Annotated in this window: 10 protein-coding genes; 3 read left to right on the forward strand and 7 right to left on the reverse strand. The window is 36.2% G+C overall.

Annotated elements, in window-relative coordinates; translation table 11 throughout:
* Window positions 1-54: 54 nt before the first annotated feature.
* Window positions 55-705, forward strand: a complete 651-nt coding sequence (mnmC2, locus tag EMTOL_RS05060) for a tRNA (5-methylaminomethyl-2-thiouridine)(34)-methyltransferase MnmC2 (RefSeq protein WP_015028198.1) — start codon at window positions 55-57, stop codon at window positions 703-705.
* Window positions 706-761: 56 nt separating this feature from the next.
* On the opposite strand, the gene EMTOL_RS05065 is transcribed toward mnmC2, so the two are convergent.
* From EMTOL_RS05065 to EMTOL_RS05075, 3 genes are all read right to left on the reverse strand, one after another.
* Window positions 762-1,592 carry a tetratricopeptide repeat protein gene (locus EMTOL_RS05065; protein ID WP_015028199.1) on the reverse strand — a complete coding sequence of 277 codons (831 nt, stop codon included), beginning with the start codon at window positions 1,590-1,592 and terminating at the stop codon, window positions 762-764.
* Between the two features lie 198 nt (window positions 1,593-1,790).
* On the reverse strand, window positions 1,791-3,167 hold the full coding sequence (locus EMTOL_RS05070) for a DEAD/DEAH box helicase (RefSeq protein ID WP_015028200.1): 1,377 nt from the start codon (window positions 3,165-3,167) through the stop codon (window positions 1,791-1,793).
* 42 nt (window positions 3,168-3,209) lie between these two features.
* Window positions 3,210-5,189, reverse strand: a complete 1,980-nt coding sequence (locus tag EMTOL_RS05075; RefSeq protein ID WP_015028201.1) for a hypothetical protein — start codon at window positions 5,187-5,189, stop codon at window positions 3,210-3,212.
* Window positions 5,190-5,323: 134 nt separating this feature from the next.
* Between EMTOL_RS05075 and EMTOL_RS05080 the strand changes: the two genes are divergently transcribed.
* Window positions 5,324-6,928: an N-acyl-D-amino-acid deacylase family protein gene (locus EMTOL_RS05080; RefSeq protein WP_015028202.1), complete on the forward strand. Its 1,605-nt coding sequence runs from the start codon at window positions 5,324-5,326 to the stop codon at window positions 6,926-6,928.
* A gap of 36 nt (window positions 6,929-6,964) precedes the next feature.
* Here the strand turns inward: EMTOL_RS05080 and EMTOL_RS05085 are convergent, their stop codons facing one another.
* The 4 genes from EMTOL_RS05085 to EMTOL_RS05100 form a co-directional block, all read right to left on the reverse strand.
* Window positions 6,965-7,525 carry a YqgE/AlgH family protein gene (locus EMTOL_RS05085; protein ID WP_015028203.1) on the reverse strand — a complete coding sequence of 187 codons (561 nt, stop codon included), beginning with the start codon at window positions 7,523-7,525 and terminating at the stop codon, window positions 6,965-6,967.
* Between the two features lie 416 nt (window positions 7,526-7,941).
* Window positions 7,942-9,000 (reverse strand): hypothetical protein, encoded by a 1,059-nt coding sequence (locus tag EMTOL_RS05090; protein ID WP_015028204.1) that lies wholly within the window; start codon window positions 8,998-9,000, stop codon window positions 7,942-7,944.
* 340 nt (window positions 9,001-9,340) lie between these two features.
* On the reverse strand, window positions 9,341-10,519 hold the full coding sequence (locus EMTOL_RS05095) for an MFS transporter (RefSeq protein ID WP_015028205.1): 1,179 nt from the start codon (window positions 10,517-10,519) through the stop codon (window positions 9,341-9,343).
* Between the two features lie 87 nt (window positions 10,520-10,606).
* Window positions 10,607-11,278: an HAD family hydrolase gene (locus tag EMTOL_RS05100; RefSeq protein ID WP_015028206.1), complete on the reverse strand. Its 672-nt coding sequence runs from the start codon at window positions 11,276-11,278 to the stop codon at window positions 10,607-10,609.
* Window positions 11,279-11,431: 153 nt separating this feature from the next.
* On the opposite strand from EMTOL_RS05100, the gene EMTOL_RS21670 reads away from it, so the two are divergent.
* Window positions 11,432-13,780 (forward strand): T9SS type A sorting domain-containing protein, encoded by a 2,349-nt coding sequence (locus EMTOL_RS21670; protein WP_015028207.1) that lies wholly within the window; start codon window positions 11,432-11,434, stop codon window positions 13,778-13,780.
* Window positions 13,781-13,833 lie beyond the last annotated feature (53 nt).

Consider the following 13,833-nt stretch of genomic DNA (forward strand, 5'->3'; position numbering starts at 1 on the left):
CAAAAAATAAGACTGAATTAGAAATATCAATTTCTCAAACAACTCTTAGCTTTTATGAATAATATATATTTGACAGAAGATGGCTCACACTCTATTTTCAGCCAAAAATTTAATCAAACATACCACTCAAAATTTGGAGCAGTACAAGAATCACAGCGTGTTTTTATTGATTTAGGCTTGTGCTACGCCGCAGAAAAGTTCGAAGAAATTAGGATTTTTGAAATGGGTCTTGGAACTGCTCTGAATGCTCTCATGACTGCACAAGTAAGTCGAGAGAAGTTGCTTAAAGTTTCATACACAGCCATTGAAGCCTATCCCATTGAAATAGAAACAGCCAAAAGTCTTAATTATCAGGAGTTTTTTGGGGAAGATTTAGTAAAACTGCATGGACTTCCTTGGGGTGAAACTGCGAGTTTAAACGCCAATTTTAGTTTGCACAAAATCAAAGGAACTTTAGAAGATTTGGTAGTTGCCGAGCAAACTTATCATTTGATTTATTTTGATGCTTTTGCCCCTGAAACCCAACCTGAATTATGGACACAAGAAGTTTTTGAGAAAATTGCACAAATGACCGTCAAGGGTGGAGTTTTATGTACTTATTGCTCGAAAGGCTATGTGCAGCGAAATCTAAAAGCAGCTGGTTTTAGTATTGAAAAGCATGCTGGGCCCAAAGGTAAAAGAGAGGTTATACGTGCTATTTTATGAAATCTTTGAAGAAATTAGCTTCAAATAAGATGTTCAATACTTTCCTGTTTTTTCAATCAATTTTTCTTCTTAAACACTCCTCTTGGGTCTTCTTTTTTAGAAAGCAATGCTTCTAAAATTTCAACACTTGCATTATCAGGGTCGAGTTCGTAACCTTGATGGAAGCGTTCCCAAGCTTCATCAACTTCCTCGTTGAGAAGTTTTGCTAAAGACAACTGCATCAATCCGTTGGCATAATCTGGCTGCTTGGTTAATGCCTTGGTTAGAAGTTCAAAAGCAGATTGTAAATCTTTCTTTTCTGAATCAACTGTGAAGCATTTGATATAAACTGTTGCCAAATCAACGATTAGCGTTACGTTATCATCTTTCTCTAATTCGAGGCCACGATGCATTAATTCTATTGCTTGTCCATATTTTTCATTTTGGTAAGCAATTACACCCAATCCCCAATAAACATCTGCGTTTTTGTTATCGAGCAAATACGCCAAGTTGAAACGATACGTAGCCGTATCTTTTTGGCCTTCACTTAAATATTCCCAAGCACGGGTGGAGAAAAATTCACTTGCATCATTGCGAGTTTTAAAATGAGAATCACAGGCTTTTAAAAACTCTTCATCTACTGATTTTTGGACATCTGTTTTTTCAAAATCACCAAAAAGTGGTAAGAGATGTATATTCACACCCCTTGGAGCTATCTTTTTCTTGACAACTTGCGTTTGGCTGTCTTGAGCAGGGACAAACGACTTTACATTTGTAGGAGCCGACTGAGTTTTACTTGGTGTTGAATAGCTATTAAGATTAATATTCTGCGAGCGAAAAACAGCTTGTTGAGCTACTAAATCGGCAGAAATCAGAACACACAAACTCGATAATAATAAAAATCTCATTAGCAAATTTTGACAAATACATCAGAGTTATAACGACATCTATTGTAAATTTATTAGCTTTTTTTGAAAAATTTAAGTGGATATTTCTTTAAACTTAAATTTTAGTAAAGTGTTAATAGAAACTACAAATTTGATGCCTAAAAAACAAATATAGCAAATTAAGGAAGACTTCGCTTAAAGCAAGGTCTTCCTTCGGCTTTAGCGTCTTTTCCCTTTCACAAACGTGCCTCCTTTCTTGCTACCCAATGACGTTTTTTTTGCTCCACTAGCACTACTCTTTGATGAAGCATTTGTTTTTTTCGTGTTTTGTGGTCTTGGTTTATGTTTTTTCTCATGAAAAGCTCCTTTGAAATTGGGGTCTTCTTTTTTGCGTTGTTCATCAACCTCCTTCAACATTGCTTGGTTTTCGGCAAAAGGTGTTGGAGCTATTTCTACATCAAGCGGAATTAATTCACGTGGAATTTCCATTCTAATAATTTTCTCAATTTTCTTGATGTGATATTCTTCCGCAATCGTTAGAAATGTAATGGCTTCGCCTACATTATTAGCTCGCCCCGTACGCCCAATTCTATGCACATAATCTTCGTAGATTAATGGCACATCGAAGTTAACTACATGACTTACATTCTGAATATCAATTCCTCTGGCAGCTACATCGGTAGAAATTAAGGCTTTTACATTTCCTTCTCTAAAAGCCTCCATTGAGTTGATACGTGTATTTTGCCCTTTATTCGCATGAATTACTCTCACCTCTCCTTTCGGAATCACTCTTCCCTTCAAGGATTCATAAACCATATCGGCCATTTCTTTCGAACGCGTAAAAATAATGGCTTTTTGTATTTCTCCTGATTTAAAAAGGAACTCCAAAATATTCAATTTGGTCTGAATATTAGGCACCGCAAACATTCTTTGTTTGATAGTTTCGGCGGTAGTTGCTTGAGGCGAAACCTCTATGCGAGTCGGGAATTCTAAAAATTCATAAGAAAGCTTTTCAACTTTTTCTGGAAATGTTGCCGAGAACAAAAGGTTTTGGCGTTTACGTGGAATAACCTCTAAAATGCTACGAATCTGTGGCATAAAGCCCATGTCCATCATCTTATCGGCCTCATCCAAAACCATTATTTTGATTTCTTTTACGCCAATTTCTCCCCTCAAATACAAATCCATGAATCGACCGGGCGTAGCCACGATAATATCAACGCCCGCTTGAACGGCCTCAATTTGCGTTTTAGGCCCAAGTCCACCATAAAGAGCCACGTGGCGAAGGTCAGTATACTTAGCTAGCTCGCCCACTGCTTTATCAATTTGCATAACCAACTCTCGCGTTGGAGCAAAAATTAAACAGCGTGGCAGCTTACCCTGTGCATATTTCACTTTCATCAGAATCGGCAATAAATAGGCAGCGGTTTTACCCGTTCCTGTTTGTGCAATTCCAAGTACATCGTGGCCTTTTAAAGTAAGTGGGATTGTCTTTTCTTGAATCGGTGTTGGAGTTGTATAACCCGCATCCGCTACGGCATTTAGCAGTTGGCGATTCAACTCAAACTGTTCGAATGTATTTTCTTGTTCTTCCATTTGTCAATTTCTAAGCTTCTTTTAGCAGAAGCGTAGGAGTTTTCACTCCATAATTTTTATTTCATTAAATTGTCCATCAAAGCTTTGTTCGAAGCCCGAAGCTTGATTCGACCAAAAACGAATCTTAGTAACGCGTTGATTATCAACACCTTTATTTACAAAAAAGTTGCTAAGCTCGGCATGGGTTATTACTTTTTGATTAATAAACACCCCGCCTTTCAATATTTTATCTATTACTCTAAAGTTTTCTTGCTTACCATTCTCATAAGTAACCGAACAATATAAATAGGGCGGCTGAAAAAGTAACCTTGATAATTTTCCTTTCACACTGTATTGAATATCTGCCGAGAAACGAATTGGGCTGCTTGATTGTGGAATTGGAATCTCCTCATTCAACTTCGCCTTGATTGTGCTTATTTTACTCGAAGTAATCTTTTTCAAAACCTTATTTTTTTGAAAAACTGCAAATGAATCTTGCTGAATTACACACGTATCGGTCAGTTGATAATTTCTTAGTAGAGACTCAGTTAAATCGGTTTCTACCCAAAATGGATTTTGCTCTCGAAATGGGTCTATTCTGAATAAAACAATTGCTGGAGCAGTTGTCGAAACATATTTTTCACCATTTTTCTTCATAAGCCAGTCGCTATTCGCTTGGTATGATTGAATTACGGGGCGAGGATTATAATTTAGTTGATTAAAGTAAATATGCGAAATCTGGTGCGGAACAATATCTACCGAAGCATTTCCAATCTTACTTTTCAAATCAACAGGCAATACCACGGGAGAATCTTTAAAATTGTCATCGTATTGATAAGATACCAATCTATTTAGATAGTTTACAGGATTTTTTCCTGCAATTATCTGCAAAATATGGTCAAACTCGAAGCCCTTCTCCTTAATATCATTTGCTATCGCATCGGGTGGATAAGTAAGAACATAGCCTTTAAAAGTCTTTTCTCCGACATAATACCTAATTATTTGTGTGGCTACTAATTGTAAACACAAGACAACAACAAACATTCTGCCCGCCCAAAGTTTTTCTTGGTTCTCTGAAAATAAGTAAATCAGCGTGGCCAATGGTGGCATCAACAAAAAGAAACCAAAAATATTATAAGCACCTACGGCAGTATGAGCTTGTTTGAAACCCAAAAACCAAGCTAATGCAATAAGAACATATAGGTATAGACCAAAGAAATGGTTTTTAAATAACCAACTAAAGGTACGAAGGGCAAAAAGTAGCACAACCAATACGATTAGACCTTCAAACACCAATAAAACTGCCAAATCTTTGCTGGAAAGTAGCATAGTAGCCATGGCATCTTGGTAAGCATCAATAATCTTTAGGCTTGCCCCTAAATAGGCTGGAACATCTACGTGTAACAATATAGAAAAAACGTAGGTCAATAATATCTGGCAAAACAAGCAGAAAATCAGTGTACGTAATGTGAAGGCTTTTGCCCACCAAAAATAACATAATGAAAGCCAAAATAAACCATATACAATGATACTTAGGTTTACTTTTATATAAAATATGAGCACTGATAGCACAATAGCTAAAATCAACGCTCCTGAATTATGGGTTTGCTTGGCATAAAGTAGCCAAAAGATAAAGAAATAAAAAAACGTAAACGAAGTATCAGAAATAAAACCCCAAGGCATGAAAATCACCAAAGCAGCAATAGCAACCAACCAAAAGTTTTTTGGAGATTTCTGAAAACATAATTTAATGATTATCAAATAGTTAACCAATGTCAGTATTTCGGCAGCTACTAAAACCCAAATCGAAACACTTTTGGGCAAAAGTCCAGTATTCAAATAACCCAATGGCCCGTAATTAAATATAAAATCACGCCCAAAAACAAAACCTTTATCAATAGCCATCACGAGTGCTTCATGCCACGAAGCATCAATATTGAAGCCTGCATAACCCGCAGGAAGTGATAGTGAAAAGTAAATAAGACTAAAGAAAACTAGAAATAAAGTCTGACGATTTAAGAAGTATGAATTTTCTAACTGCATTAGCTATCGAGGAATTTTCTAACAATTTCCACAAAAATAGCTTAATTCGACGCTAAAACACGCTTTTAGGGCATAATTATTTCGTTTCAAACAATTATTTAGTACTTTAGTTGAAACAAAAACTACCTAAACACATGAAACACTTCAACAAATCTAAGGCTTCGAGTATATTATTATCTCTCATTATTATCACTATTTTTCCTCTAAATATTATAGCCCAACAATATGATATTGTTATCAAAAATGGACGAGTGATTGATGGCTCGGGGAACCCTTGGTTCTTGGCTGATGTGGGTATTAAGGGTGGAAAAATAACGGCTATCGGTTCGCTAAAAACAAGCGAAGCAGTCAAAACAATTGATGCTAAAAACCAGATTGTTTGTCCTGGTTTTATTGATGTACATACGCACGTAGAAGATGCGATTCAGAAGCTACCAACCGCCGAAAACTTCATTTACGATGGCGTAACGAGTATTATTACAGGTAATTGCGGAAGTTCGGAAGTAAATCTTGCCAAATTTTTCGATGAGCTCAATAGCATCAAACTTAGTGTAAATTTAGGCTCACTAATTGGTCATAATGCTGTGCGTAGATACATCATGAAAAACGTATTCCGTGACCCTACCCCAAAAGAACAAATCCAGATGGAAGCCCTTGTAGAACAAGCCATGAAAGATGGGGCCGTAGGCTTGGCCACTGGTTTAATTTACATTCCAGGTACCTATTCTAAAACACCTGAAGTAGTTGGTTTGGCCAAAGTTGCATCAGCTTATGGCGGGGTATATGCTTCACATATTCGAGATGAAGCCTCCAAAGTTAAGGATGCAATTAACGAGGCAATCAATATTGGCCGTGAAGCCCATATTCCAGTTGAAATTTCTCATTTTAAGATTTCGAGTAAACCTCTTTGGGGCCAAAGTAATATGACTATTGATTTAGTAGAAAAAGCTCGTTTAGAAGGAATTGATGTAAATGTTGACCAGTATCCGTATACTGCCAGCAGTACTAATATGGGCACGATGATTCCTTCATGGGCATTGGCTGATGGCGATTCGCTGGTGCATGTTCGACTAACCGACCCTGAAACTCGTAAAAAAATTAAGGAAGAAATGTTGAAAGGCTTAAAGGCCGATAATCGCAAAAACTTTGACTATGCTTTTGTGGCACGCTACAAAGCAGATTCAAGCCTCAACGGCAAGAATATTACTGAAATCAATAAGCTTTTGGGCAGAAAACAAAATGCAGCTACCGAAGCCGAACTAATAATGGACATGGTTGATAAAGGTGGAGCTCAGATGATTTTTCATAAAATGAGCGAAGAAGATGTAGTAAAAATCTTACAATATCCCTATACTATGATTGCTTCTGATGCTGGTGTAATTCAGTTTAATAAAAATGTACCTCATCCACGTGGTTATGGCTCAAATGCAAGAGTATTAGGACGTTATGTGCGAGAAAAAAACGTTTTACGCCTTGAAGATGCTATTCGACGAATGACCTCATTGCCTGCCCAACGTTTCAAGATTGACAATCGTGGACTTATTCGCACTGGTTATGCCGCCGATATTTTGATTTTTGATGAAAATAGAATTACCGATAAAGCTACTTTTGAGCAGCCACATGCCTATTCAGAAGGCATTGAGGTAGTTTTAGTCAATGGAGTGCCTGTGGTAGAAAACGGCAAACACACTGGTCAGAAATCTGGTCAGATTATTTACGGGCAAGGAAAAACAAAATAAATCAATATTGAGGAAGCATTTTCTTGCTTCCTCTTTTTAGTTCAAGCGTGGGTCTGTTGGGTAGTTTGATAACACTTTATACTGTCCACCCATACGTTTAAGTACTTCTCGCCAAAAATTATTGCTAGGAGTTTCAAAAATCAAACCAGCATCAATATCAGAAACTATCCAAGAATCTTGCATTAACTCTCCTTCCAATTGGCCAGCTCCCCAACCTGAATATCCTACGAAAAGCCTAATATCATTTTCTGATATTTTGCTGATATTTATTAAAGTTTTTACTTGTTCGAAATCACCTGACCAATAAATCCCATTACCAAGCTCAACCGAACCTTCAATTTCATCACCTAAACGATGAATAAAATGCAAAGTATTTTGCTCTACTGGCCCCCCCAAATAGAGAGGTAATTCGGCATAAATATTTTCTATTACATCATCAAGTTTCAGATTAGTAAGTTGATTAAGCACTAAACCAAAAGCTCCCAAATTATTATATTCGCAAAGCAAAACCACACTTCTCTCGAAATTCTTATCTCCTAAAAACGGTTCTGCAATCAAAACCTTACCCTTCGTAGGTCTTATCCTTTCTTCTTTCATAATTTTCTATCGTATATACTTCTCTAATGTATCTAAATTCTACTTTATTTTACTAAGAAAAAAATATTTTAAAATTTTTAAGTTTATAGAAATCCATATTCTGCTCAATCTCGTATATACGACTAATATTGTGTGAACCATTTATATTTATTTAACAAGGGTTTCAATCAATTTACTATATATCCATATAAATCTTATTAAGCGTTTCTAGTATTTTAACCCACTACTTTTATCTGTATTTTGATTAAGCTACGTGGCTTGTCAAAAATTAATTAAAGTTACTTTTAACAATAGAGAAAGTTAGGTAACCCAAAAGGAAAAGGCTCTTCTACTGAAGAGCCTTTTTTGATGTACACATAAATAAAGAAGGGCATTCCGTTTGAAATGCCCTTCTTATCAAATATATTTTTAAAAGATTATCTTTTCAAGATCATTTTTTGTACTAATGGTTTTCCATCAACCCTTAATACGCGAATGGTAAGTTCAGTTGCAGGAAGATTATTTGGTAATTGATATGCCGTACGCAAATCTTTCACTAAACCTTCTTTGTGCATAACCGTAGAACCATCTTGGTTTGTTACATCAACCGTAACTTGCTCATTTTCATTCATACCACCCAATTTCAAGAAATACTCGCCTTCGGTTGGATTTGGATAAACTCCAATTTCTGCTTTAATATTACGACTTTTCGCTAAAGTAAATAATGTGCCATTTTTCAGATCTGTTGAAGCCGAAAGTTTTGAATCTTCCAAAACATCCCAAGTACCTCTTTTCAAATATGCTACTTCTTCTAAACCAGCTTGGCTATTTACCGAAACCTGTGCCGAGCCTTTAACTGATTCAGATTTTAAACTCCAATATTCATTTTCATTGATAGCTGCTACATTTTCAGAAACCTGACCAGAGATATTCAACGGACTTTTATACAGATAAGTAGCGGTGAGTATTTGGCTATCTGAATTACGAGCTACACTAAATGCACGTAGGTTTGTTCCATCTCCTAATGGGAATTCAAAACTTTCGCTTCCTTCCTTCTTGATTACGCCACTGACATGTGAGAAATCAGACGCCCCAGTATGTTTAGCATTTGTAGAAAATACCAATGGATTTGCTGATGAAGAGGTAATTACGCCACGACGAAAAGCTATAGACTCATTTACACGTAGTGGTGTTTCAAGTTTTATATCATTATCTAACATCAATTGGCTAAATGCTAGCTCATTCTTACTTCTAAGAAGTTGTGCCCCGTTTCCATCAAAAATGGCCACACCCGCTGATTGTAATGAATTAAGATTTTCTAAGTTTTTCTGAAAATGAACTTTTCCATTATTAGTAATCTTACCCTCATTAATTACATCAGTATTAAAGCTAACAACTGCTCCCTCGCCTACGTAGAAGTCTGTACCATTCACAAACTGTGCATTTACATGGCCAGCTAATAAGCATACACCAAGTGAGTAGATAAATCTTTTCATATATTAATGCTTTTCTTGTTTTCTTAATATAAAGGTAGAGACTTGGTTTAAGAAGAAAAAACTTTCATATTAAATTTTATTTAATGGTAAGGAAAATTTTTGTTTTCTTCACTATACCGCTAATATACTTGAGCAATTATCATTCCACAAGAAATTAATTGGTAAAAATTTCTATTGAAAGGTATCATTTACCATAAAAACCTCTAATAATTTCATAAAGTTAAAATTTGGCACGAAGATTTTAACAAAAAATAAGCGAAAATCTATTTCATAAACTCTTTTTGAAAGTATCCTAAGTAGATAGGATATAAAATTAGCCGAGAAATATTAGATATATGACTCAATATAATTTCACCCGACTCACCAAAAATGCCCATACTAAACCTAAAATAGCCACAACAGAAAGAGCGAAGGGTAAATTAATGCTTTTGGAAATAAAACCAATAAAAACGGGCCCAGCTAAAAAACCTGCCATACTAAATGTATTCATGGTAGCCAAACCAGCCCCTTTAGCCATACCCGGTACACGTGCCGCACTTCCATAAAGAATTGGAGCTCCACAAGAAACGCCTGCTCCTACCAAAGCAAAGCCAACAATAGCGGTGAAAGTATAAGGAAAGGTAACAGCCAAAGCAATTCCGAGTGTTGAGATAACTCCTCCTCCACGAAGCACGGCATTCGCCCCAAAACGAGGAATCAGGGCATCACCAAGAAAACGCCCTAAAGCCATAAACATTGAATATCCAGCCAAACCCCAACCAATAAAATAATCATCGGTCTGAACTACTTCACGCATATACACCGCCGTCCAATCGGCCATTGTTCCTTCTGTTACATTTGTGCATAAGCTTATGAGTATCATTAATAACAAAGCTCCTTTCGGAAGTATAAATTTTGCTCCAGGAGCAGACCCTCCACCGTTTTCGTTTTCTTGTATTTTTTCTTCGTGAATCCCCAAAATAGTTGGTCGAAGAAATAATACCATTGCCGTAATTACCAAAGCGATTGCTGCCATTTGATAAGCAGGCACTATTTTCATTCCTTGTAGGACACTTGCAGCTATAGAACCAAACATCAAGCCTGCACTAAACATTCCGTGACAAGTGGACATGATATTAATTTTGTACTGATGCTCAAGACTTGTTACACAAGTATTCATCGCAACATTCGTTACCGAAAGACACATACCAACAATCGCAAGACCAAGAGAAGTGAGTGGCAGCCAATCAGCCCCTACCGGAACAATATAAGTTGTAGCTAATAAAATTAAACCCAAAATAGTTGTATTAAGCATTCCGAATCGATTAATAAAAAAGGTCGAAAACGGATTCATCAAAGTTGCTCCAATCGGGAAACTCAGTAATAATAAACCTAATTGAGCATCATTCAGATCAAATTTTTGCTTAACAAAGGGAATAAGCGTTGCCCAATTACCGAATAAAAAGCCAACCGAAATAAAAACCATTCCGATAGCTAAACTCTGACGATGTGTAAAAAAAGTGCGTAAATGTATAAGCATTATCAATAAAATGTAGGACAGGTTTGCAACCTGTCAATGGTGCCCATTGGGCAGTTTCACTGGGTTCGTTAATCATGTTTGGATAGGTTATAAACCTGTCTTACTCACAATATCTTTGATTTTCTGATAAGTAAGTCCTTCATAATTAACAATATAATCATCACAAATAGGCAATTCTTCTTTCTTATACGTAGAAAGCACACCTACAACCTTAGCTCCAGCCGATTTTCCAGCCGTAACACCCGAAAATGAATCTTCAAAAACCACACATTTAGCGGGGTCAATACCTAAATTTTGGGCTGATTTCAAATACACTTCGGGGTTTGGTTTATGAGCAGTTACATCTTCACTTGAAAGCAATGATTCCATTTTTTCACGAAGGGGAAGTTTACTCAAAATCAATTCCATATTCAAATAAGGAGCCGAAGTAGCAATACCCGTTTTAACACCATTGGCCTTTAGGTCTTCAATGAATGTTAATAAACCTGAAATTGGCTTTACTTCTTCATCGTAGATTTCACGAAATAATGCTTCTTTCTCAAACTCCATACGGGCAAATTCTTCTCCAACAATTTCTCTTTTAAAGAAATGTTTTAAAATATAGCTATTGCTTTTTCCATACATATGGGCAATGAATTCTTCTTCACTTGAAGCGATTCCATGCTTATCAAGGTAAGCTTTCCAAGCTAATGAATGATAGGGATTAGTATCACAAATGACCCCATCCATGTCGAAAATTACGGCGAACGGTGTTTCCAATGGTTTAAGATTTTTTGCAAAAATACAGTTTTTAGTGGCTTTTTTTTTCAATTTGATTTGCTAAAAATAGTACTGGATTGACAATTGTTGTGTTAAAGTCCTTATTTTTGCTTCTTAAAGCCGTCATTTTCAATCTATTAAACATTCAATTCGATGTCCCCAAAGTCTTCATTTTTGTTTAATAAAGCCTTTTTTTTAACACTACTACTTTTATGCAAAACATTTATTTCTTACGCTCAAATCAGTATTAGCTTCCCAGTAAATAGAATCGTCTTCCAAAGAAATAACGATAATACTGGTTTTGTCAATATCGTAGGTTCCTATACAGAAGCCATTGACAAAGTAGAAGCAAAACTTACGCCTATCGCCAAAGACCAAGGTACTGAAACCGACTGGATACTTATCCAAGACCAACCAAAAGCTGGTTATTTTACTGGAAAAATAGAAGGAAAAGGTGGTTGGTATAAGCTTGATGTAAGAGCAACCAAAAATGGGAATATTATAAAAACCATTTCGGTAGAAAAAGTTGGTATTGGAGAAGTCTTTATCGCTTTAGGTCAATCTAACGCACAAGGAATTCCTAATTATGGGGCTAAAGGATCCACCGACGATAGGGTAAACACCATTAATTTTCAGAATAGCCAAGTTTTAGACCCACTACCTGAAAATCTTAATTTTGTACAATTGGGCGAAGGTGTGAATATTGCCCCTCAAGGCGATGGCCCGTGGTGTTATGGAGAACTGGGTGATAGGCTGGCCAAACGTTTAAATGTACCAATTGCATTTTTCAATGAAGGTCTTTTGCTAGTTTCTGTCATTAATTGGCGAGAAAGTGCGGAAGGTCAACCAACTTTCAATTTTGTTTTGGATGTCGGTGGGCGTTTTCAACTTCCAGGTGGCCTCCCCTACGTAAACCTTAAAAATACACTACAATATTATGGTGCATTGATGGGGGTTCGTTCGTTGCTTTGGATTCAAGGTGAAACCGACAATCTCCCCAATCGACTTTCAGCCGATACTTATGCCTCTAATCTTCAAAAAGTGATTGATATTTCAAGACGAGATTTTGATGATAAACTTACATGGATGGTTTCTCGTACCTCTATTACTTATCAAGCCCCCTCAAACCCAGAAATTATCGAAGGTCAAAATCGGATTATCAAAAAAACTGGCAATAATGTTTTTGCTGGTCCTTTCACCGATAACCTACAAAACCCAAGGCCAGATAATGTGCATTTTCAGAATATTCCGGGAAATATGGGAATATCACTTTTAGCAGAAAATTGGGACAAAGCCATGGATGATAATTTTTTCAAAAATTCAACGCCTGTCATTGCCAAAGCAATTCTTGAACCCGAAATTTCATGTGATTCCAGCAATCGTGTTAATTTAAAATTACCCGAAGGTATGCAAAGCTACGAATGGTCAAATAAGGCAAAAACTAAGCAAATTACTGTTGATAAAGGTATTTTTACAGCTATCGTAAAAGACAAGAATGGCAATAAACGATTAGTGCCAACGATTAATACCAATTGGGTTTATTTTGCACAAAAACCGAGTATAACTGCTGATAAAAACTTCGAATTTTGTACCGATGGAATTACCAAAATCGAACTCACAGCCAACCTTTTAGATGCGAAATCTTTTATTTGGAGTTCGGGAGAAACTACTCAAAAAATATCTTTAAGCACTTCTGGTGAATTTTCAGTAAGAGGAAAAACAGCACTAGGGTGTATTTCTGAAACTTCTGATAAAATTGTTATTAAAGCAAATCTAACCCCTGCACAACCTAAAATAGTAGTTTCTCCAGCTAATAATGTTTGTGAGGGTCAAAACATTACAATTACTACTGATAGTAAAGAAAAACTCATTTGGAGTAGTTCTGCCACTTCTAATTCGCTCACTTACAGCAATATAGGCAACTATGAAATTGCTGTTAGAGCCATTTCTTCGGCAGGATGTGTTTCAGCATCTTCTAATCTGGAAAAATTAAGCATCAACCCCACACCCAAACAGCCAACCCTTTCTCAAATTGGCCTTTATACTTTAAAGACCTTGAGCACAGATTTGACACCAAACGACCAATTCGAATGGCTAAAAGATAATACTGCTTTTTCAAAAACAAGTTTACAAAATATCAAAGTCACGCAAACAGGAAATTATCAAGTTTCAGTAAATAGAACTTACCAAACACCCAATAATCAAGCCATTAGCTGTCTATCTAAGCCTTCCAATTTAGTCAGTTATAAAAGCGGTACGCATATATTCTCGTTATATCCAAACCCCGCGAAAGATATAATGTATATAGACACTCAAGAATTACTGCAAAACGTTGAAGTAAGGTTTTATACCATATTGGGAGAAGAAGTTTTTAGATACCATGCCGATAACACCAACGAACCAATAGAAATGAATATTCGTAACTTAGAAAAGGGCTTTTACGTTGTCAAAATCATTAGCTATGATTTCGAAGATTCAGCCAATATAATAATCCAAAAATAACGAAACTATATCAGCTCAAAATTGGTTGAAGAAGTTTGAGCTATTCTTTTTAA

It is taken from the genome of Emticicia oligotrophica DSM 17448 (assembly GCF_000263195.1).
Taxonomy (GTDB): Bacteria; Bacteroidota; Bacteroidia; order Cytophagales; family Spirosomataceae; genus Emticicia; species Emticicia oligotrophica.

Coding starts and splice junctions, on each gene's coding strand:
- EMTOL_RS05095 (WP_015028205.1), bottom strand. CDS start 10,519: ATGCTTATACATTTACGCACTTTTTTTACACATCGTCAGAGTTTAGCT.
- EMTOL_RS05090 (WP_015028204.1), bottom strand. CDS start 9,000: ATGAAAAGATTTATCTACTCACTTGGTGTATGCTTATTAGCTGGCCAT.
- EMTOL_RS05080 (WP_015028202.1), top strand. CDS start 5,324: ATGAAACACTTCAACAAATCTAAGGCTTCGAGTATATTATTATCTCTC.
- EMTOL_RS05065 (WP_015028199.1), bottom strand. CDS start 1,592: ATGAGATTTTTATTATTATCGAGTTTGTGTGTTCTGATTTCTGCCGAT.
- EMTOL_RS05085 (WP_015028203.1), bottom strand. CDS start 7,525: ATGAAAGAAGAAAGGATAAGACCTACGAAGGGTAAGGTTTTGATTGCA.
- mnmC2 (WP_015028198.1), top strand. CDS start 55: ATGAATAATATATATTTGACAGAAGATGGCTCACACTCTATTTTCAGC.
- EMTOL_RS21670 (WP_015028207.1), top strand. CDS start 11,432: ATGTCCCCAAAGTCTTCATTTTTGTTTAATAAAGCCTTTTTTTTAACA.
- EMTOL_RS05070 (WP_015028200.1), bottom strand. CDS start 3,167: ATGGAAGAACAAGAAAATACATTCGAACAGTTTGAGTTGAATCGCCAA.
- EMTOL_RS05075 (WP_015028201.1), bottom strand. CDS start 5,189: ATGCAGTTAGAAAATTCATACTTCTTAAATCGTCAGACTTTATTTCTA.